General features: G+C 70.0%; 16 protein-coding genes. 10 read left to right on the top strand and 6 right to left on the bottom strand.

The features are described from left to right. Window positions 1–32: 32 nt before the first annotated feature. From AC1RRS_RS17420 to kdsA, 3 genes are all read right to left on the bottom strand, one after another. Window positions 33–1,271, bottom strand: a complete 1,239-nt coding sequence (locus tag AC1RRS_RS17420; protein ID WP_492856211.1) for an FAD-dependent oxidoreductase — start codon at window positions 1,269–1,271, stop codon at window positions 33–35. A gap of 13 nt (window positions 1,272–1,284) precedes the next feature. After that, complete coding sequence (gene rfaD / locus AC1RRS_RS17425; RefSeq protein ID WP_492856212.1) at window positions 1,285–2,286, bottom strand: ADP-glyceromanno-heptose 6-epimerase; 1,002 nt, start codon at window positions 2,284–2,286, stop codon at window positions 1,285–1,287. A gap of 202 nt (window positions 2,287–2,488) precedes the next feature. Next, window positions 2,489–3,355 carry a 3-deoxy-8-phosphooctulonate synthase gene (gene kdsA, locus AC1RRS_RS17430; RefSeq protein WP_492856213.1) on the bottom strand — a complete coding sequence of 289 codons (867 nt, stop codon included), beginning with the start codon at window positions 3,353–3,355 and terminating at the stop codon, window positions 2,489–2,491. Between the two features lie 79 nt (window positions 3,356–3,434). Here kdsA and AC1RRS_RS17435 point away from each other — a divergent pair, with 79 nt between their 5' ends. From AC1RRS_RS17435 to AC1RRS_RS17470, 8 genes are all read left to right on the top strand, one after another. Then, window positions 3,435–4,895 carry a cryptochrome/photolyase family protein gene (locus AC1RRS_RS17435; protein ID WP_492856214.1) on the top strand — a complete coding sequence of 487 codons (1,461 nt, stop codon included), beginning with the start codon at window positions 3,435–3,437 and terminating at the stop codon, window positions 4,893–4,895. An 89-nt stretch (window positions 4,896–4,984) separates the two neighbouring features. Then, on the top strand, window positions 4,985–6,211 hold the full coding sequence (locus tag AC1RRS_RS17440) for a class I SAM-dependent methyltransferase (RefSeq protein WP_492856215.1): 1,227 nt from the start codon (window positions 4,985–4,987) through the stop codon (window positions 6,209–6,211). 10 nt (window positions 6,212–6,221) lie between these two features. Further along, window positions 6,222–6,506, top strand: a complete 285-nt coding sequence (locus tag AC1RRS_RS17445) for a hypothetical protein (protein ID WP_492856216.1) — start codon at window positions 6,222–6,224, stop codon at window positions 6,504–6,506. 113 nt (window positions 6,507–6,619) lie between these two features. Next, the gene (locus AC1RRS_RS17450) at window positions 6,620–7,618 is read left to right on the top strand and encodes a cysteine synthase A (RefSeq protein WP_492856217.1); all 999 of its coding nucleotides are present in this window, start codon (window positions 6,620–6,622) and stop codon (window positions 7,616–7,618) included. Between the two features lie 75 nt (window positions 7,619–7,693). Further along, entirely contained in the window at window positions 7,694–8,554 is an 861-nt protein-coding gene (gene sseA / locus AC1RRS_RS17455; RefSeq protein WP_492856218.1) for a 3-mercaptopyruvate sulfurtransferase, read from the top strand. 233 nt (window positions 8,555–8,787) lie between these two features. Next, window positions 8,788–8,961, top strand: a complete 174-nt coding sequence (locus AC1RRS_RS17460; RefSeq protein WP_487289591.1) for a DUF1843 domain-containing protein — start codon at window positions 8,788–8,790, stop codon at window positions 8,959–8,961. Between the two features lie 6 nt (window positions 8,962–8,967). Further along, window positions 8,968–9,147 (top strand): DUF1843 domain-containing protein, encoded by a 180-nt coding sequence (locus AC1RRS_RS17465; protein WP_492856219.1) that lies wholly within the window; start codon window positions 8,968–8,970, stop codon window positions 9,145–9,147. Between the two features lie 203 nt (window positions 9,148–9,350). After that, window positions 9,351–10,784 (top strand): GDL motif peptide-associated radical SAM/SPASM maturase, encoded by a 1,434-nt coding sequence (locus AC1RRS_RS17470; RefSeq protein WP_492856220.1) that lies wholly within the window; start codon window positions 9,351–9,353, stop codon window positions 10,782–10,784. Between the two features lie 940 nt (window positions 10,785–11,724). Here the strand turns inward: AC1RRS_RS17470 and AC1RRS_RS17475 are convergent. Then, window positions 11,725–12,270 (bottom strand): hypothetical protein, encoded by a 546-nt coding sequence (locus tag AC1RRS_RS17475; protein WP_492856221.1) that lies wholly within the window; start codon window positions 12,268–12,270, stop codon window positions 11,725–11,727. Between the two features lie 156 nt (window positions 12,271–12,426). Here AC1RRS_RS17475 and metC point away from each other — a divergent pair, with 156 nt between their 5' ends. Both metC and mdoH read left to right on the top strand, forming a co-directional pair. Next, on the top strand, window positions 12,427–13,581 hold the full coding sequence (gene metC, locus AC1RRS_RS17480) for a cystathionine beta-lyase (protein WP_492856242.1): 1,155 nt from the start codon (window positions 12,427–12,429) through the stop codon (window positions 13,579–13,581). Window positions 13,582–13,802: 221 nt separating this feature from the next. Then, on the top strand, window positions 13,803–15,710 hold the full coding sequence (mdoH, locus tag AC1RRS_RS17485) for a glucans biosynthesis glucosyltransferase MdoH (RefSeq protein WP_492856222.1): 1,908 nt from the start codon (window positions 13,803–13,805) through the stop codon (window positions 15,708–15,710). A gap of 4 nt (window positions 15,711–15,714) precedes the next feature. On the opposite strand, the gene cobA is transcribed toward mdoH, so the two are convergent. Beyond that, window positions 15,715–16,497 carry a uroporphyrinogen-III C-methyltransferase gene (gene cobA, locus AC1RRS_RS17490; RefSeq protein WP_492856223.1) on the bottom strand — a complete coding sequence of 261 codons (783 nt, stop codon included), beginning with the start codon at window positions 16,495–16,497 and terminating at the stop codon, window positions 15,715–15,717. Then, the gene (locus AC1RRS_RS17495) at window positions 16,490–19,174 is read right to left on the bottom strand and encodes a molybdopterin-dependent oxidoreductase (protein WP_492856224.1); all 2,685 of its coding nucleotides are present in this window, start codon (window positions 19,172–19,174) and stop codon (window positions 16,490–16,492) included. The genes cobA and AC1RRS_RS17495 overlap by 8 nt, the downstream gene beginning before the upstream one ends. Between the last annotated feature and the right edge of the window lie 4 nt (window positions 19,175–19,178).

Raw genomic sequence — 19,178 nt, forward strand, 5'->3', positions numbered from 1 at the left:
GCGCGGCAAGGCTCCGCAAGCGTGCCCCTTGGTCAACCGGGAAAGGCGTTCTTCGACCTCACCCGCTCCAGGCGAAAGCCGAGACTGAGCACGCGGGCCGGGATCCGGCGCAGGCGCGGGAAGCGCTCGAAGAGCCGCATCACCGCCGGCGGCTTCAGGGGCCTGCCGCTGAGCGCGGCGCTGACCAGGCGGTTCTGGATCAGCAGCTGCAGCGACTGCATGGCCCGGGTCGGCGGCAGGCGGCGACGCTGGACGGCCTGGGCGCGCTCATCCAGCGCAGCGTCGTCGAGCGCGAAGGCGTCGTGCAGGAGGTTGGCGGCGGCGATCGCGTCCTGGACCGCCAGATTGATCCCCACCCCGCCGACCGGCGACATGGCGTGGGCGGCGTCGCCGATGCACAGCAAGCCAGGCTTGGACCACCGCGTCAGGCGATCGACGGTCACGGTGAGCAGGTGAACGTCGTCGAAGCTGGTCAGTTCGTCCACGCGATCGGCCAAGGCCGGCGCGGCCTGCGCCACCTGCCGACGGAAAGCCTCGATCCCGGCCGCCTTGATCGCGTCGAACCCGCCCTTCGCGGCGACGTAGCCGCACTGGTAGTAGCCCTCGCGCGGGATGGTGACGAACAGCCGGCCGGCGCTGGCGCGGCCCAGCGGCGCCTCCGGGTCGTCGGTCGGCTTGCGGGAAAGCCGCATCCACAGCACGTCCATCGGCGCGCCGAGGTCCTCGACCGGCAGGGCGGCGGCGTCGCGCAACAGCGAGCGGCGGCCGTCGGCGGCGATCACCAGCCGGGCGCGAACCTCCAGCGGCCCGTCGGGCGTGCGCGCCTGCACGCCGACTATGCGGCCGCCAAGCTCGATCGCCCCCAAGGCCTCGGCGTTCATGCGCAGGTCGAAGGTCGGATAGCGCCGCCCCTGGCCAGCCAGGAAGTCGAGGAAATCCCACTGCGGCATCAGGGCGACGAACGGCGCGGCGGTCTTCAAGCCGTGGAAGTCGGCCAGATGGATCGTCTCGTCGCCGATCTGCGCCGACAGGCTGCGAACCTCGGTGTGCGACAGCTTCAGAAAGTCGTCCAGCCAGCCCAGGTCGGCCACGGCCTGCAGGGTCGAGGGATGGACGGTGTCGCCCCGGAAATCGCGCAGGAAGTCGCCGTGCTTTTCGAGCACGGCGACGCTGACGCCAGCCCTGGCCAGCAGCAGCCCGACCATCATCCCCGCCGGACCGCCCCCGACCACGCAGCAATCGACTTCGAGAACGGCGGCATCGGCAGGCATGGCGGGCCTCTCGTCAGCGGTAGGGGTCGTCCGTGTTCAGGAAGCCGGCGACATAGTCGGCGACGCCGTCCTCCAGCGAGGTCATCGGCGCGTTGTAGCCGGCCGCGCGCAGGCGGCTCATGTCGGCCTGGGTGAAGTACTGGTACTTGCCGCGCAGCACCTCGGGCATGTCGAAATAGGTGATCTCGGGCTCGCGGGCGACGGCGCTGAAGGTGGCCTCGGCAAGGTCCTTGAACGAGCGGGCCTTGCCCGAGCCGAGATTGTAGACGCCGTTGACGTGCGGGCTCTTGGCCAGCCAGGCGATGACGTCGGCGACGTCGCGCACATAGACGAAGTCGCGCAGCTGGCCGCCGTCCTCGTAGTCGGGATGGTGCGACTTGAAGAGACGCACGCCCTCGCCCGCCCGGATCTTCGGCCAGATCTGGCAGACCACCGACTTCATGCCGCCCTTGTGGTCCTCGTTGGGGCCGTAGACGTTGAAGAACTTCAGGCCCACCCACTGCGGCGGGGCGTGACCGCGGGCGGCCTCGCGCACGGCGAAGACGTCGAACAGCGCCTTGGACCAGCCGTAGGCGTTCAGCGGGCGCAGAGCCATCAGGCTGTCGATATCGTCCTTGCCGTCGAAGCCCTGGTCGCCGTCGCCATAGGTGGCGGCCGAAGAGGCGTAGATCAGCCGCGTGCCGTTCCTGGCGCACCACCGCCACAGGTCGCGCGACAGCACGAAGTTGGACTGCACGATCAGGTCGGCGTCCGGCTCGGTGGTCGAGGAGACCGCGCCCATGTGGATCACCAGCTCGACCTCGTCGCCGCGCACGGCCAGCCAGTCGAACAGCTGCTCGGGCGCGACGAAGTCGGCGATCGGGTGCTTGGCGATGTTGCGCCACTTGCCTTCGGCGGCCTGGCCCAGCCAGTCGCAGACCACGACGTCGAGCGCCGGATCCTCGCAGAGCTTGGCGACGATGTTGGAGCCGATGAACCCGGCGCCGCCGGTGACGAGAACGATGCGTCTGGACATGGGCGGGTTATGGCACAGGGGGATGGAGGGGCAATAGCGAGCCCTTCTCCCCTTGCGGGAGAAGGTGGCCTCCGAAGGAGGTCGGATGAGGGGTCGCGCCGCCTCATCCGCTGCTTCTCGTCGCCACGCGGCCGATGTCTATCGACCCCTCATCCGTCGGCTTTCGCCGACACCTTCTCCCGCAAGGGGAGAAGGGAAACGGCTATGCCGCCAGCTTGCGCTTGGCCAGGGCGTCAAACTCCAGCAGTTCGGCCACCAGGCCTTCGAACTGGCTCAACGGCACCATGTTGGGGCCGTCCGATGGGGCGTGGTCGGGGTCGGGGTGGGTTTCCATGAACACCATGGCCACGCCGATCGAGACGGCGGCGCGGGCCAGCACCGGCACGAACTCGCGCTGGCCGCCCGACGAGGTGCCCTGCCCCCCCGGCTGCTGCACGCTGTGGGTGGCGTCGAACACCACCGGGCAGCCGATCTCCTTCATGATCGGCAGAGACCGCATGTCGGAGACCAGGGTGTTGTAGCCGAACGAGGCGCCGCGCTCGCAGGCCAGGACGTTGGGATTGCCCGCGCCGGTGACCTTGGCGATGACGTTCTTCATGTCCCAGGGGGCCAGGAACTGGCCCTTCTTGATGTTGATCGCCCGGCCGGTCGCGGCGGCGGCCAGCAGCAGGTCGGTCTGGCGGCACAGGAAGGCCGGAATCTGGATGACGTCGACGGCCTCGGCCACCGGGGCGCAGTGGCTGATCTCATGCACGTCGGTCAGGGTCGGCAGGCCGGTGACCTCGCGGATCTCCTGGAAGATCGGCAGGCTGTCATAGAGGCCGATGCCGCGGGCGGCCGTCGCCGAGGTGCGGTTGGCCTTGTCGTAGCTGGTCTTGTAGATCAGGCCGACGCCCAGGCGCTCGCCGATCTCCTTGAGGGCGTGGGCCGTTTCCAGCGCGTGCTGGCGGCTTTCCATCTGGCACGGACCGGCGATGAAGGTCAGGCGCTCGGCGTTGCCGATGCGGACGGCCTTGCCGGTCTCGGTCTTCACTTCCACAACGGCGTTGGGGGCGACGGGCTGACTCAAGGCGGGACTTCCGAATAAAGGTTAGGCCGACAGACGTAGGCGCTGAATTTGGCCCACAGGTGGCCTCAACGGCGGAAAGGTGCAAGTGCGGATCGATCCAGGCGTCCCCGGACCCGTCATCGTGTGGCTGCGCAACGACCTGCGCCTGGCCGACAATCCGGCCCTGAAGGCCGCCGCCGACACGGGCCGGCCGGTGATCCCGCTCTACATACTCGACGAGACGCCTGGCGTGCGGCCGATGGGCGCGGCTTCGCTGTGGTGGCTCGACAAGTCGCTACGGGCGCTCTCCGAAAGCTTCAAGGCGATCGGCTCCAAGCTGATCCTGCGGCGCGGCCCGGCGCAGCAGGTGCTGAAGGACGTGATCGTCCACGCCCAAGCCGCTGGCGTGGTCTGGAATCGCCTTTACGAACCGGCCGCCATCGCCCGCGACGCCGAGATCAAGACCGCGCTCAAGGCCGACGGCGTCGTGGTGGAAAGCTGCATCGCCGGCCTGCTCAACGAGCCCTGGACCGTGCAGAACGGCTCCAAGCAGCCCTACAAGGTCTTCACCCCCTATTGGCGCGCCGCCCGGGCGCACCTGACCCATGTCGAGGTCGAGCGCGCGCCCAAGCGTCTGGAAGCGCCCGAGCACTGGCCCCATAGCGACGCCCTCGACGGCTGGGGCCTGCATCCACGCAAGCCCGACTGGTCGAAGGGCTTTTCGATCTGGACGCCCGGCGAGGCCGGCGCCCTGCAACGGCTGGACGACTTCCTGTCGGGCGCCGTCGACGGCTATGGCGAGGGCCGCGATGTCCCTGGCCTGGAGGCCACCTCGCGCCTGTCGCCGCACCTGCACTTTGGCGAGATCGGTCCGCGCCAGGTCTGGGCCGCCGCCCGCACCGCCGCCGAGGCCGGCGACGCGCCCCACGGCGAGATCGAGAAGTTCCTGTCCGAGGTGGGCTGGCGCGAGTTCAACCACTCCATCCTCTTCAACTGGCCCCAGCTGCCGGAGCGCAATTTCCGGCCCGAGTTCGACGCCTTTCCGTGGACGGAGAACCCCAAGGGCCTGGAGGCCTGGATCGAAGGCCGGACCGGCTATCCGCTGGTCGATGCGGGCATGCGCGAGCTGTGGGCCACCGGCTTCATGCACAACCGGGTGCGGATGATCACCGCCTCGTTCCTGATCAAGCACCTGCTGGTCGACTGGCGCGACGGCGAGTCCTGGTTCTGGGACACCCTGGTCGACGCCGATCTCGCCAACAATGTCGGCAACTGGCAGTGGGTGGCCGGCAGCGGCGCCGACGCCTCGCCCTACTTCCGGATCTTCAACCCGATCGGTCAGGGCGAGAAGTTCGATCCCAAGGGCGCCTATGTCCGCAAGTGGGTTCCCGAGCTGGCCAACCTGCCCGACAGCGTCATCCATCAACCTTGGACAGCGCCCGCGCATCTTTCGGTCGAGGCCAAGCGTAGCTATGCCCGACCCATCGTCGATCACGGACAGGCGCGGGCGCGGGCTCTCGAGGCCTATCGCCAATTGCGCGGTGACGCTTCCGGGGAATGATCCCCTGGCGGACAGCCGCGCACGTTCCCATCTGAAGATTCGGTTTTTTGGGGGTCTGATTTTGTCCCAGGTACGGGACGGGAGCGCCGATGACCGACACCCTGCACGCCCGCTGGCGTAACGACCACCTCCGCGCCGCCCCGGCGGCTTTCCGCGCGGCCATCCGGGTCGCCTGCGAGAACTGGGCGATCGGGTCCCTGACCTTCGTCCTGCCCACGGGCCAGCCCATCCGCATCGACGGCCGCACGCCCGGTCCCGAGGCCGTGGTGCGGGTGCGCGACTACCGCTTCATCCGGCGGGCTTTCGCCTCGGGCGACATCGGCTTCGCCGAGGGCTACATGGCCGGCGAGTGGGACACGCCCGACCTTCCGGCCGTGCTGACCGCCTTCGCCCTGAACTTCGACAAGCTGGCCGCCCTGGTGCAGGGCAATCCGCTGACGCGGCTGATGAACCTGCTGTTCCACCGCTCGCGGCGCAACGACCGCGAAGGCTCCAAGCGCAACATCCACGCCCACTACGACCTGGGCAACGCCTTCTATGCCCAGTGGCTTGACCCGACGATGACCTATTCGTCGGCCCTCTGGGACCAGGACCGCCATGCCTCGCTGGAGGCCGCCCAGACCCGCAAGTACGAGGCCCTGGCCCAGTCGATCGCCCTGACGCCCGACAAGCACGTGCTGGAAATCGGCTGCGGCTGGGGCGGCTTCGCCGAGTACGCGGCCAGGGAGGTCGGCGCCAAGGTGACGGCGATAACCATCTCGCCGGCCCAGCACGAGTTCGCCCGCAAGCGCCTCTTCGCCCAGGGCCTGGCCGACAAGGTCGACATCCAGCTGGTCGACTATCGCGACGTCCAGGGCCGCTTCGACGGCGTGGTCTCGGTCGAGATGTTCGAGGCCGTCGGCGAGGAATACTGGCCGACCTATTTCGGCAGAATCCACGACCTGCTCGCGCCCGGCGGCCTGGCCGGCCTGCAGATCATCACCATCCGCGACGAGCTCTTCGCCCACTACCGGCGGCAGACCGACTTCATCCAGCGCTACGTCTTTCCAGGCGGCATGCTGCCCAGCGAACAGCGCCTGAAGCAGGAGACCGACAGGGCCGGCCTTGCCTGGGAAAACGTCCGGCGCTTTGGCCAGGACTACGCCGACACCCTGTCGCAATGGAGCAAGCGGTTCGAGGCGGCCTGGGACGACATCCGCCCGCTGGGCTTCGACGAGCGCTTCCGCCGGCTCTGGAAGTTCTACCTGGCCTATTGCGAAGCGGGCTTCCGCACGGAGCGGACCAATGTCATTCAATTGGGCCTAAGTCGCAGCTAGGAGACGTGCAGTGTCGCTCTTCACCCTGGTCCTGGACTATCACGGCGGCACCTACCTCTCGCAGTTCGACGCCGACACGCCGACCGAGGCGGTCGGCGCCTGGTGCCGCGAGCTGCACGACAACCAGCTGCTGGGCGAGCCCTCGTCCGTGGTGGCCGAGGGCATCATGGCCGACGCGGTCGAGAACAGCCTCGTGGGCATAGAGGGGCTGTGCGGGGCCTGGTGCGCGGCCACGGCCACAGCCGGGGGCCTCGCCCTGCTCAACGTCATCCAGACCCAGCCGACGACGCACTGATGCTGTGCGCCAAACCGGCGCTTTCAGGAAATCTGGATTGATCCGGGCGGCCGCATCGCGATCTACCCTGGCCCTAACGGCGCTTTCCCGCGCGAAGACGTAAGATTTCGACCATGCCCGTCACGCCCAACGTTCTCGAAGCCATCGGCAACACGCCGCTGATCCGCCTGAACCGCGCCAGCGAGGCCACCGGCTGCGAGATCCTGGGCAAGGCCGAGTTCATGAACCCCGGCCAGTCGGTGAAGGACCGCGCCGCGCTCAGCATCATCCGCGACGCCGAGGCGCGAGGATTGCTGCGTCCGGGCGGCCGGGTGGTCGAGGGCACGGCCGGCAACACCGGCATCGGCCTGGCCATGGTCGCCTCGGCCCTGGGCTATAAGACGACGATCGTCATCCCGCGCACCCAGAGCCAGGAGAAGAAGGACGCCATCCGCCTGCTCGGCGCCGAGCTGGTCGAGGTGGACGCCGTCCCCTACTCCAACCCCGACAACTACGTCCGCTATTCCGGCCGCCTGGCCGAGGAACTGGCCAAGACCGAGCCCAACGGCGCGATCTGGGCCAACCAGTTCGACAACGTCGCCAACCGGCAGGCCCACTACCAGACGACCGGCCCGGAGATCTGGGAACAGACCGACGGCAAGGTCGACGGCTTCATCTGCGCCGTCGGCTCGGGCGGCACCCTGGCCGGCGTGGCCCAGGCCCTGCGCGAGCGCAAGCAGGACGTGAAGATCGGCCTGGCCGACCCGGGCGGCGCCTCGCTCTACAGCTGGTACGCCGAGGGCGAACTGAAGGCCGAGGGCAACTCGATCAGCGAGGGTATCGGCCAGGGTCGCATCACCGCCAACCTCGAAGGCCTGGCCATCGACCATCCCTACCGCGTCTCCGACGAGGAGATGATGGAGCAGATCTTCGACCTGGTGCAGCACGAGGGCCTGTGCCTGGGCGGCTCCACGGGGATCAACGTCGCCGGCGCCGTGCGCCTGGCCAAGGACCTGGGGCCCGGCCACACCATCGTGACCATCCTCTGCGACCACGGCTCGCGCTACCAGAGCAAGCTCTTCAACCCCGCCTTCCTGGCCGAAAAGGGCCTGCCGACGCCGCCCTGGCTGTAAGGGCGCGCTTGCGCGGGCGAGCGACGCACGTGAAGTTGCCGCCCTCGCGTTCCCAAGCCCGCCCGGAGGCCCGTCATGTCCGCCACGCCCACCGATCCGCTCGTCACGACCGCCTGGCTGGCCGACCACCTCGACGCCCCGGACGTGCGCATCGTCGACGCCTCGTGGTTCATGCCCGGCACGCCGCGCGATCCGAAACAGGAGTTCGAGGCCGGCCACATCCCCGGCGCGGTGTTCTTCGACATCGACGAGATCGCCGACGAGACCTCGCCCCTGCCGCACATGCTGGCCAGCGGCGTGAAGTTCGCTTCTCGGGTGCGCAAGCTGGGCCTCGGCGACGGCGCGCGCATCGTCGTCTACGACAGCACCGGCATCCTGCCGGCCGCCCGCGTGTGGTGGAACTTCCGCGTCATGGGCCACGAGGACGTCGTGGTGCTGGACGGCGGCCTGCCCAAGTGGGTCGCCGAGGGCCGTCCGCTGGAGGACGGTCCCGCCGCGCCGCAGGAACGTCACTTCACCCCGCGCCTGCAGGCAGACCTCATCCGTAGCTTCGACCAGATCAAGCGCAACCTGGAAACCGGCCGCGAACAGGTGATCGACGCCCGCGCCGCGCCGCGCTTCAACGGCGAGGTTCCCGAGCCCCGCGCCGGCCTCAAGAGCGGTCACATTCCCGGCTCGCGCAACATCCCGCTGGCGGCGATCCTGGCGGCCGACGCGACCATGCTGCCCGCCGAGCAGCTGAAGGCCGTCTTCGCCGACGCCGGCGTCGACATCGAAAAGCCGATCGCCACCACCTGCGGCTCGGGCATCACCGCCTCGGTGGTGTCGCTGGCCCTGCACCGCCTCGGCAAGCCGCGCGCGGCGGTCTACGACGGCTCGTGGACCGAATGGGGCGGCCGCGACGACGCGCCGGTGGAAACCGGCCCGGCTGTGTAAAAACACTCAAGATTACACATTTCATATATACAATCTTAAATTGACATTCCGTAGCGGCTGGCTGACCCTCGAAGCGTTGGGGGTCGGCCTTGCGCCACGTCGGACCGCGGCCAAGTCGCGTGCCGCTCCCCACAAGTGCCCGTCAGCTTAAGGACCATCGGCGCGTCAATCGCGCCGAGCACGCAACCGCGCGACCGGCGGACCGACCGGCGCGCCCGTGGGGAGAAAACGTCATGTCGTCCTTCCGACCGCTCTATGGCGGCGCCATCACCGACGCCGTCGCCTCCGGCGACCTCGACACGCTGAAGAAGCTGGCCGCCGAGGCCGAGGCTCACGTCCTGCAGTACGGCGACGTGCCGACCCTGCTGGCCGCCCTGAAACTCGAAATCGCCAAGCTCGAGGCCTGACGCACCATGAGCATCAAACCCTACGGCGTCGCCGTGACCGACGCCATCGCCTCGGGCGAGCTGTCCCGCCTGAAGGAAGCCGAGACCGCGGCCCAGGCCCACCTCGACGAATACGGCGACATCCCCACCCTGCTGGCGCTGCTCAAGCTCGAGATCGCCAAGCTGGAAGGCAAGAAGAGCAACTGACGGGGCGGCGCTTCCGCCGCTCTTCGATGGGCCGGCGGAAGCGCCCGCATCCCCGCGTCTCAGGGCGTTTCGGGGAAGGAACGCGCATGACCGACACTCTTCCATCCTTGCACGGGGCGTCCGTACAAGAGGCCTCCGTAGAAGGAGCATCCGCGCATGGAGCGCTCCTGCGGGATCCCTACGCGCCGCCGGAAGGCAAGTCGGTGCGCTACCGGACGGATCGCGACCATGTCGATCTGGTGCCGGTGCACGTGGTCTGGGAAGTCACCCTGGCCTGCAATCTCAAGTGCCAGCACTGCGGCTCGCGGGCCGGGCGGCCCCGGCCGGACGAGCTGAATACCGAGGAAGCCCTCGACCTGATCGATCACCTGGCGGCCCTGGGCACGCGCGAGATCACCCTGATCGGCGGCGAGGCCTATCTGCGACGCGACTGGATCGAGCTGATCCGCCGGAGCCGCCAGAACGGCATCCGCACCGCCATCCAGACCGGCGCCCGCAATCTCACCGACAAGCGGCTGGACGAGGCGGCGGACGCTGGCCTGCAAGGCGTCGGCGTCTCGATCGACGGCCTGCCCGAGCTGCACGACCGGGTGCGCGGCGTGCCCGGCTCCTACGACCAGGCGATCAGCGCCCTGCATCGGGCCAAGGCCCGGGGTCTGGCCGTCTCGGTCAACACCCAGATCGGCGCCGAGACCGCCCAGCACCTGCCCGAACTGATGGAGCGGATCATCGCGGCCGGCGCCACCCACTGGCAGATCCAGCTGACCGTCGCCATGGGCAACGCCGTCGACAATCCCGGCCTGCTGCTCCAGCCCTACCAGCTGCTCGACGTCATGCCCCTGCTGGCCCGTCTCTATCGCGAGGGGCTGGAGCGCGGCCTGCTGATGGTGGTCGGCAACAATGTCGGCTATTTCGGCCCCTACGAGCGGGTCTGGCGCGGCCTGGGCGACGACACCGACCACTGGACCGGCTGCGCCGCAGGCCAGGGCGGCATCGGCATCGAGGCCGACGGCACGATCAAGGGCTGCCCGTCCCTGGCCACCACGCTCTACGCCGCCGGCAACGTGCGCGAGATGAGCATCGAGGACATCTGGCGCTACAGCGAGAAGATGGCCTTCGGCCGCGTGCGCGACGTCGAGGAGCTCTATGGCTACTGCCGCACCTGCTACTACGCCGACGTCTGCCGGGCAGGCTGCACCTGGACCTCGGAGTCGCTGCTGGGCAAGCGCGGCGACAATCCCTACTGCCATCACCGGGTGCTCGACCTGGCCAAGCATGGCTGGCGCGAGCGGGTGACCAAGATCAAGGACGCCCCGCCCGACAGCTTCGCCGTCGGCGAGTTCGCCCTGGTGCGCGAACCGATCCCCGGCGCCCAGACCGTCCCCCTGCCCGTTCGCGACCCGGCCGCCGTGCACGTGCATCATCGCGAGCGCTCGGAAGCCGGCGGCGCCCTGCCGCCCAGGCTGACGGTCTGCCGTTCCTGCGACCAGTACGTCTGGCCCCACGAAACCGACTGCCCCCACTGCGCCGCCGACATCGCACTGGTCGAACGCCAGCACGCCGAAGCGGCCGAACGCCGCCGCTCCCTGATCGAGCAGGCCCAGCGGCTGTTGTCGGGGATCCGGGAAGGCGCCTGATCCCTCTCCCCTTGCGGGAGAGGTGCGCTGAACGCCCCTCCTCCCGTAAAATCCCCGCGAAAGCGGGGACCCAGGCTTTTTCTGAAACGCGCAGCCTGTTCCCTCTCCCCTTGCGGGAGAGGGTGGCCTCCCAAAGGGAGGTCGGGTGAGGGGTCTCTCAAAACTGAAAGCTGCGTGCAGCGGTCAGGCTGGGTGATGCGTCTCAAGTTTGAGAGACCCCTCATCCGACGGCCTTCAGCCGCCACCTTCTCCCGCAAGGGGAGAAGGATCGCGGACGGGGATAGACGAAACTCAATCCCCGGCGACTGCCCCAAAGACCTTAACCAAACCAACCCCTTACAACTTTCTCACCGCTCTGGATCAGACGCGCTCAAACCACCCGCATAATAACCCCGTCTCGCCGCACCGAAGGGGCGCGCGGCCAGCGACCATGCGGCGGCGGGATGCGATCGAGCGGGACTGGGGCGGATTGGGAAGATCCGTCGCGTCCGGGGACCTGGCGCTGGCCAGACCCGCCCGCCGTCGGCTTGGGCGAGGATTACAGAGCACCCCTCTCCTCGTCGCCGTCCAAACGGGAAACCCGGCGGATGGTCCTGGTAAGGCGTTAAGAGCGCCGCCGCCCGGGAAGCCGGCAGTCCAACGACCGCGCGGAGCGCCTAGGCTTCGTCGAAACGGTATCTGTCTACACACCTCCGGGCGTCGCCCGGGCGCTCCGCTCCCCTTCATCAGCTCAGCGCAATCGCGCGTGAGATCGCCCACCCGTTCCCTCTCCCCTTGCGGGAGAGGGTGGCCTCCCGAAGGGAGGTCGGGTGAGGGGTCTCTCAAACCTCAACACTGCAAGCGGCGGTCAGGCCGGGCGAGGCGTCTCATGTCTGAGAAACCCCTCATCCGACGCCTGTCGGCGCCACCTTCTCCCGCAAGGGGAGAAGGACGAGCTAAATCACCGCCCCTTGGCGCACGCCGTCCTGGCCAGGTCATAGGCCGCGAAACCCTGCTCCTTGCCGGCGGCGTCGCGCATGACGATGCTCCAGGACAGCTTGTCGGCCTTGTGGCTCCAGCGATTGACGAAGCTGGAGCGGCCGTAGGGATAGGCCATCTCGAAGCCGTCGGCGGCGACCGCGCCCGTCCCCAGCGAAGCCCCGTCGCCGCCGAAGCTGTCGGCCCACAGGCCGACGATCGCGGCCGGCTCGCCCGCCTTGGTCGTGCGGCCGCCGAACAGCAGGTGGGCGGCGTAGGCGTCGGCCGGGTCGGCCTTGGCGTGGCTGTCGGCCTCGACCAGCATCATCGCGTCGCCGGCCACGGGCTTGACGGCCAGGGCGATGGTCACCGGCTTGCCCATCACCGCCCCCTCGCCGCTCCAGCAACCCGCCAGGGCCTTCACCTCGGCCGGCGGGCCGACCGGCGGCTCTTCAGCCATGGCGACGCCGCTCGAAAGCGCCGAACACAGCGCCCAAGACAGCGCCAAGACCGGAACCGAAACTCTCATGCTGCTACCCCTCATGCGCCGGCCCCCGCCGGCGCGCTCGCGCCTGGATGGCAGATTCTCGCGCCCTGTCGCCACGGCGACGATCAAATCCTTGAACCGCAACCGCCGGCGCTCTTAAACGAGGCGTTCCTTCCCGTGCTCACGAGTCCCGCCGCCATGGACGAAAAGACCCGCCTGATCCGTTCGGGCCTGCAGGCCCAGTCGCTGGCGCGGACCGTCAACCCGCCGATCCAGCGCGGCTCCACCGTGCTGCTGCCCAACGCCGCATCGCTGTACGACGACAGCCAGCTGACCTACGGCATCACCGGCCTGTCCTCTCCCGCCGCCCTGCAGGCGGCCCTGGCCGAGCTGGAAGGCTCGCCGGACGTGACGCTGTACCCCTCGGGCCTGGCGGCGATCACCGGGGCGATGATGGCCGTGCTGAAGGCCGGCGACGACGTGCTGGTGGTCGACAGCGCCTACAAGCCCACGCGCCGGTTCTGCGACCGCTTCCTCACCCGCTTCGGCGTCACCACCCGCTATTACGACCCCGCCCTGGACGCCGACGCCCTGATCGCCCTGGCCGGCCCGAAGACCCGGCTGATCCTGCTGGAGGCCCCGGGCTCCCTGACCTTCGAGATGCAGGACGTGCCGGCCATCGCCGCGGCCGCCAACGCGCGCGGGATCCTCACCTTGATCGACAACACCTGGGGCGCGGGCCTGCTCTTCAAGCCGCTGGCCCACGGGGTGACGATCAGCGTCCAGGCCCTGACCAAATATGTCGGCGGCCACTCCGACTGCTTCATGGGCAGCGCCACGACCATGGACCCGGTGATCGGCGACGAACTGGGCAACGCCATGTGGGACGTCGGCTGGTCGGTGTCGCCCGACGACGCCTACGCCATGCTGCGCGGCCTGCGCACCCTGGCCACGCGGATGCCGCGCCACGAGCAGAACGGCCTGGCCGTGGCCCGCTGGCTGCAACAGCGCCCCGAAGTCGCCCGCGTGCTGCACCCGGCCCTGCCCGAGGATCCCGGCCACGCGATCTGGAAGCGCGACTTCGGCGGCGCCTGCGGCCTGTTCGGCGTGGTGCTGAAGCCGGCCTCGCAGAAGTCGGTGCACGCCTTCCTCGACGCCCTGACCCTGTTCGGCCTCGGCTTCTCCTGGGGCGGCTTCGAGAGCCTGGCGATCCACTGCGACCCGCAACTGAAGAGCCGCTCGACGCCGCTGAACCTGGAAGGACCGCTGCTGCGTCTGCACATCGGGCTGGAGGATCCGTCCGACCTGATCATCGACCTGGAACGCGGCTTCGCGGCCCTGAAGGCGGCCTGACAGGGCGCGGATCCGTCCGCGCACCGCTTGTTTTCCGCGCCGCAACAATTGCCGCAGCTTCGCCGCAAACAAGGCGCGACTGCGGCCAAATCGCTGAAACTGCTGCTCGTTTCAGCAGATCTACAGCTTGGCCACGGTTCGCGAAACGTGACCGTGGTTATATTTCCTTCGCATCGCAACCCATTGCCTGGGTGAGGGTTCTTCGCGCGAAAGGACCCTCGATGGACATACGCCTCGCCGACCGGCTTCCGCCTTGCAACATTCCCCACGAGGCGACGCCGGACGCCTGGCTGCCGCAGGAATCCGAACTCGACATGCCCGTGCGGCCGCTGTCGGCGCCGGCCTCCAGGCGACGGCTGGCGCGCTCTCGCCAGCGGCGGCGGCTGGCTCTGGGCGCCTTCACCCTGCTCTCGTTCGGCTTTGGCCTGACGACCATGCTGGACGCCTTCGTGGGCGGCGGCGTCACCCCGCTGGAATGGATCGACGCGCTGCTGGTGGCCGCGCTGCTGGCCTGGACCGGCTTTTCCTGCGCCGCGGCCCTGGGCGGCTTCCAACTGGCGCTGAACCCCGACAGCTGGGAGCGGCGGCTGGACGATCCGCCGCCGCACCTGCGCAAGCGGGTCGCCCTGCTGGCGCCGATCTACAACGAGGACGTGGCCGCCGTGTTCGCCCGCATCGAGGCCATGCGCGCCGATCTCGACCGCGAGCGACTGTCCTCGACCTTCGACGTCTTCGTGCTGAGCGACACCCGCGACCCGGACATCGCCGAGGCCGAGCGTCGCGCGGTGCTCGCCGCCCGCGCCGGCCCCTCGCCCACCCGCCTCTATTACCGGCGCCGCGAGGCCAACATCGACCGCAAGACCGGCAACCTCGCCGACTGGGTCCGCCGGTTCGGCGGGGCCTACGAATGCATGGCGGTGCTCGACGCCGACAGCCTGATGAGCGCCCGCTCGCTGCGCCGCATGGCCGGGGCCATGGAAACCGACCCGACGCTGGGCGTCCTTCAAGCCGGCTCGACCATCGTCGGTCGCAACACCCTGTTTGGCCGGGCCGAGCAGTTCGCCGCCTGGGCCTACGGACCGCTGGCGACCTGGGCGCTGGCCTGGTGGAGCGGGGCCGAGGCCAACTATTTCGGCCACAACGCCATGATCCGCACTCGGGCCTTCGCCGAGTGCTGCGGCCTGCCGCACCTGCCGGGCAAGGCGCCGTTCGGCGGCGCGATCCTCAGCCACGACTTCGTCGAGGCGGCCCTGCTGCGCCGGGGCGGCTGGGCCGTGCGCATGGCCCCGACGCTGGAGGACGTGCACGAGGAGGCGCCGCCCACCCTGTCCGACATGCTGGTACGCGACCGCCGCTGGAGCCAGGGCAACCTGCAGCACCTCGGCATCCTCGGCGTGAAGGGCCTGCATCCGGTCAGCCGCCTGCACCTGCTGCGTGGCGCCCTGGCCTATGCGTTGGCCCCCGTCTGGCTGCTGCTGGTGGTGCTGAGCGCCCTGCTGGCCGCTTTCCCCTTTCTGGGCGGCGCGCGGGAGGAACTCTTTCTCGAAGAAGGCGCCGGCGCGGCCTTCGCCGTGTCGCTGGGCTTCCTGGCCGTCCCCAAGCTGCTAGCCGTCGTTCTCGCCTGCATGGAGGGCCGCGCCGACGGCTTCGGCGGCGCCCGCCGCCTGTGGGCCTCGGTGGCCCTGGAGACCGTGCACTCGACGCTGACGGCGCCGACGGTGCTGTTCGGCCACGCCCGCTGCCTGCTCGACATCCTGGCCGGCCGCGACTCCGGCTGGGCCGCCCAGCGTCGTGACGTCGACAAGATGTCCTGGCGCGAGGCCTTGAAGAGGCATGCGCCGGAGATGGTCGCGGGCCTCGCGCTGCTGGTCTGCGCGGCGATCGCCGGCCCGTCGCTGGGGATCTGGATCCTGCCGGCCGCCGTGGGTCTGCTGATCGCGCCGGCCGCGTCGGTGCTGACCGGCAGCGCGCGCTGGGGCCTGGCCCTGCGCAAGCGTGGCCTGCTGGTCGCGCCGTGCGAGCAGTCGCCCTCGCGCCTGCTGCGGGAGGCCTACGGCCGCGCGGCCGGCCCGCAGCCGCGTCGCCGCGAGGAAGAGGAAGAGGCCGCGGCCGCGATGGCGGCGGCCTGACACTTCAGGCCCGGATCGCCTCAGCTTCGATCTGGGCCAGCTCGGGCGTCCAGCGCAGGTCCTGCGCCCGGCGGGCCACCGCGCCGATGACGATCAGGACCGGGCCGCCGGTCCCGCCAGCCAGAAGCTGGGGCAGCGTGTCGAGGCGGCCAGTGCGCAGCGCGGCGGCCGGATCGCCGGCCCGCTCGACGACCAGGGCCGGGGTGCTGGGCGAACGACCGGCCGCGATCAGGCGGCGGCCAAGTTCGGCGGCGGCTTCCCCGCCCATATAAACCGCGACCGTGGCCTCGGAATCCGAAGCGGCGGCCCAGTCTTCGATGACGTCGCCGCTGCCGACCCGGGCCGTCGTGAAGATCACCCGCCGAGCCTCGCCGCGATGGGTGAGCGGGAAGTTGAACTGGGCGGCGGCGGCGCTGGCGGCGGTGACGCCGGGCACCACCTCGACGCACACGCCATGCGCACGAAGAAACTCGGCCTCCTCGCCCACCCGGCCGAACACCGACGGATCCCCGCCCTTCAGCCGCACCACGCGCAGACCGCGACGGGCCAGGCGCAGCATCAGGCGGTTGATCGCCTCCTGCTTCATGCTGGGCCGGCCCGAGCGCTTGCCGGTCAGAATCCGCACGCAGCCGGCCGGGGCCAGGGCGATCGCCTCGTCCGAGACCAGCGCGTCATAGAGCAGCGCCTGGGCGCCCTCGACCGCGCGGGCGGCGCGCAGGGTCATCAGGTCAGCCGGACCCGGACCAGCGCCGACGAGCAGAACGTCTCCCAGCGACACGTCACGCATCGGCGGTCTCCTTGGCCTTGAGGGAAGCGGCGGCGGCGATCATCCGGGCGATCTCCGGACGGCACGAGCCGCAATTGGTGCCAGCGCCCGTCGCCGCGCCAACAGCATCGGCGGTGGCGGCTCCGGCCGCGATGGCGGCGTCCACGGCCTTGGCGCCGACCTTCAGGCAGGCGCAGACCATCGGGCCTCTGTCGACCGGCGCGCCGGGCGGACGGCCGATCAGAAGCGACGAGCGATCCTGCGCGGACAGCTGGTCCAGCGCGAACAGGTCGGCCAGCCAATCGCGCGGCGGCAAGCGGCCGGCAGCGGTCTGGAACAGCACGGCGACCAGCCTGCCGTCCTCGATCCAGGCCTCGCGACGCGAGCCGGCGCCGGCGTCCTCGAACACCGTGGTCTCGCCCGTCAGGCCCTTGGTCAAGCGCTTGCGCAGGGCCTCGCGCTCGGAGGCGTCGCCCCGACCGGCGAACTCGTGCAGCTGGGCGGCGTCCTGCGGGATTCGCCGCCAGACGAGGTCGAGATTGGCCGGCGCGGCGACGACCTCGCGGGTCAGGAAGAAGCCCTTCCAGGTCTCGCGATAGGGCCGCGCCCGGGCCGGCGTGTGCTTGAACTCCGGCTGGCCGGAGGTCGGGTCGAGGTTCGGCGCGATCAGGTGGTTGGACTTGCCCGACGGCGCGAAGGCGTCGGTCCAGTGCATCGGCATGAACAGGCCGCCGGGCCGCTGGCGGTCGGTGACCTTGGCCAGGGCGACGGCCTCGCCGCGCACGGTGGAGACGCGGGTCAGGGCGCCATCCTTGATCCCGGCGGCCTCGGCGTCGCGCGGGTGGATCTCGACGAAGGGCTCGGGGGCGTGGCGGCAGAGGTCGGGGGCCAGGCCCGTGCGGGTCATGGTGTGCCACTGGTCGCGGATGCGACCGGTGTTGAGCGACATCGGATAGGCGTCGCTGACAGCATCGGCCGGCCCCTTGGGACGGACCGGAACCATCCGGCCGCGAGCGTCGGGCGTCTGGAAGCGGCCGTCGACGAACAGGCGCGGCGTCCCCTGCCCGGTCACACGGACCGGCCACTGGATCGGCGTCATGGCGGCGTAGTCGTCGGGGGTCATGGCGGCCATACCCGTCAGGTCGAGCAGGCGCGAGCCCTTGTTCTCGTAGGCCGTCAGGCGCGCCCACTCGCGGAAGATCGAGGCCTGGGACGGCCACCCGAAACCGTCGAAGCCCATGCCCTGGGCGACGTCGGCCATGATCCGCCAGTCGGCGCGGGCCTGGCCGGGCACGGGGAACAGGGCCCGCTGGCGCGAGATGCGGCGCTCGGAATTGGTGACCGTGCCGTCCTTCTCGGCCCAGGCCAGGGCCGGCAGCTTCACATGGGCGTAGGCCGTGGTGTCGGTCTCGACGCAGTCGGAGACGACCACGAACGGGCACGCCTCCAGCGCCTCGCGCACCGCGCCGGCGTCCGGCAGGCTGACGGCGGGGTTGGTCGCCATCACCCAGATCGCCTTGATCTTGCCCGACCGCACGGCCTCGAACATCTCGACGGCCTTGAGGCCCGGCGCACGGGCGGTGTTGGGCGCGCCCCAGAACCGGGCGACGCGGTCGCGGTCCTCGGCTGCGAAGTCCATGTGGCCGGCCAGGGTGTTGGCCATGCCGCCGGTCTCGCGGCCACCCATGGCGTTGGGCTGGCCGGTGATCGAGAACGGGCAGGCGCCCGGCTTGCCGATCCGGCCTGTGGCCAGATGGGTGTTGATGATCGCCAGACCCTTGGCGACGCCCTGAGCCGACTGGTTGGAGCCCATCGAGAACAGGCTGACCGTCTTCGGATGAGCGGCGAACAGGTCGTAGAAGGCCAGCAGGTCCTCGATCGCCAGGCCGCAGTCGGCGGCGACGGCGGCGGGCGACTGGTCGTCCTGCGCCAGAGCTTCGCGGACGGCGTCGAAGCCGTTCACGTGCTCGCGGATGTAGTCGAGGTCGAGCTGGCCGCGACGGTCGAGCTCGGCCAACAGGCCGTTCCACAGCCGCACGTCGCTCTGCGGCGCCAGGGCCAGGTGAAGGTCGGCGCCCTCGGCGGTGTCGGTGCGGCGCGGGTCGATGACCACGTGCTTCTGGCCGCGGGCCTTGGCGGCCTCCAGGCGGCGGAACAGGATCGGATGGGTCCAGGCGGCGTTGTGGCCGGCGAAGACCACCAGGTCGGCCTCGTCGAGATCCTCGTAGCAGCCGGGCACCAGGTCGGCGCCGAAGGCCTGCTTGTGGGCGGCCACGGCCGAGGCCATGCAGAGACGGCTGTTGGTGTCGATGTTGCCCGAGCCGATGAAGCCCTTCATCAGCTTGTTGGCGACGTAGTAGTCCTCGGTCAGCAGCTGGCCGGAGACGTAGAAGGCGACGCTGTCGCGGCCGTGGCGGGCGATGGTGTCGCGGAAGCGCTTGGCGATCAGCGCCGTGGCCTCGCCCCAGCTGGCGACGCGGCCGTTGATCGAGGGCTCGAGCAGACGGCCCTGCAGGCCGACCGTGGCGCCGAGGGCCGAGCCCTTGGAGCACAGCCGTCCCTTGTTGGCCGGGTGGGCGGTGTCGCCGGACACCGCCAGCGTCCTGCCGCCGCCCGCCGCTCCCGCAACGCCGCAACCGACGCCGCAATAGGGGCAGGTGGTCCTGACCGTCGCGATGACGCCGGAGCCGTCGGCCATGGCG

The organism is Caulobacter sp. GW821-FHT12A07 (assembly GCF_058807655.1).

What these genes read in the sequence shown, in the direction of transcription:
- mdoH (WP_492856222.1), top strand. Translation starts at nt 13,803, where the DNA reads ATGGACATACGCCTCGCCGACCGGCTTCCGCCTTGCAACATTCCCCAC.
- AC1RRS_RS17465 (WP_492856219.1), top strand. Translation starts at nt 8,968, where the DNA reads ATGAGCATCAAACCCTACGGCGTCGCCGTGACCGACGCCATCGCCTCG.
- sseA (WP_492856218.1), top strand. Translation starts at nt 7,694, where the DNA reads ATGTCCGCCACGCCCACCGATCCGCTCGTCACGACCGCCTGGCTGGCC.
- cobA (WP_492856223.1), bottom strand. Translation starts at nt 16,497, where the DNA reads ATGCGTGACGTGTCGCTGGGAGACGTTCTGCTCGTCGGCGCTGGTCCG.
- AC1RRS_RS17460 (WP_487289591.1), top strand. Translation starts at nt 8,788, where the DNA reads ATGTCGTCCTTCCGACCGCTCTATGGCGGCGCCATCACCGACGCCGTC.
- AC1RRS_RS17450 (WP_492856217.1), top strand. Translation starts at nt 6,620, where the DNA reads ATGCCCGTCACGCCCAACGTTCTCGAAGCCATCGGCAACACGCCGCTG.
- AC1RRS_RS17475 (WP_492856221.1), bottom strand. Translation starts at nt 12,270, where the DNA reads ATGAGAGTTTCGGTTCCGGTCTTGGCGCTGTCTTGGGCGCTGTGTTCG.
- rfaD (WP_492856212.1), bottom strand. Translation starts at nt 2,286, where the DNA reads ATGTCCAGACGCATCGTTCTCGTCACCGGCGGCGCCGGGTTCATCGGC.
- metC (WP_492856242.1), top strand. Translation starts at nt 12,427, where the DNA reads ATGGACGAAAAGACCCGCCTGATCCGTTCGGGCCTGCAGGCCCAGTCG.
- AC1RRS_RS17440 (WP_492856215.1), top strand. Translation starts at nt 4,985, where the DNA reads ATGACCGACACCCTGCACGCCCGCTGGCGTAACGACCACCTCCGCGCC.
- AC1RRS_RS17420 (WP_492856211.1), bottom strand. Translation starts at nt 1,271, where the DNA reads ATGCCTGCCGATGCCGCCGTTCTCGAAGTCGATTGCTGCGTGGTCGGG.
- AC1RRS_RS17495 (WP_492856224.1), bottom strand. Translation starts at nt 19,174, where the DNA reads ATGGCCGACGGCTCCGGCGTCATCGCGACGGTCAGGACCACCTGCCCC.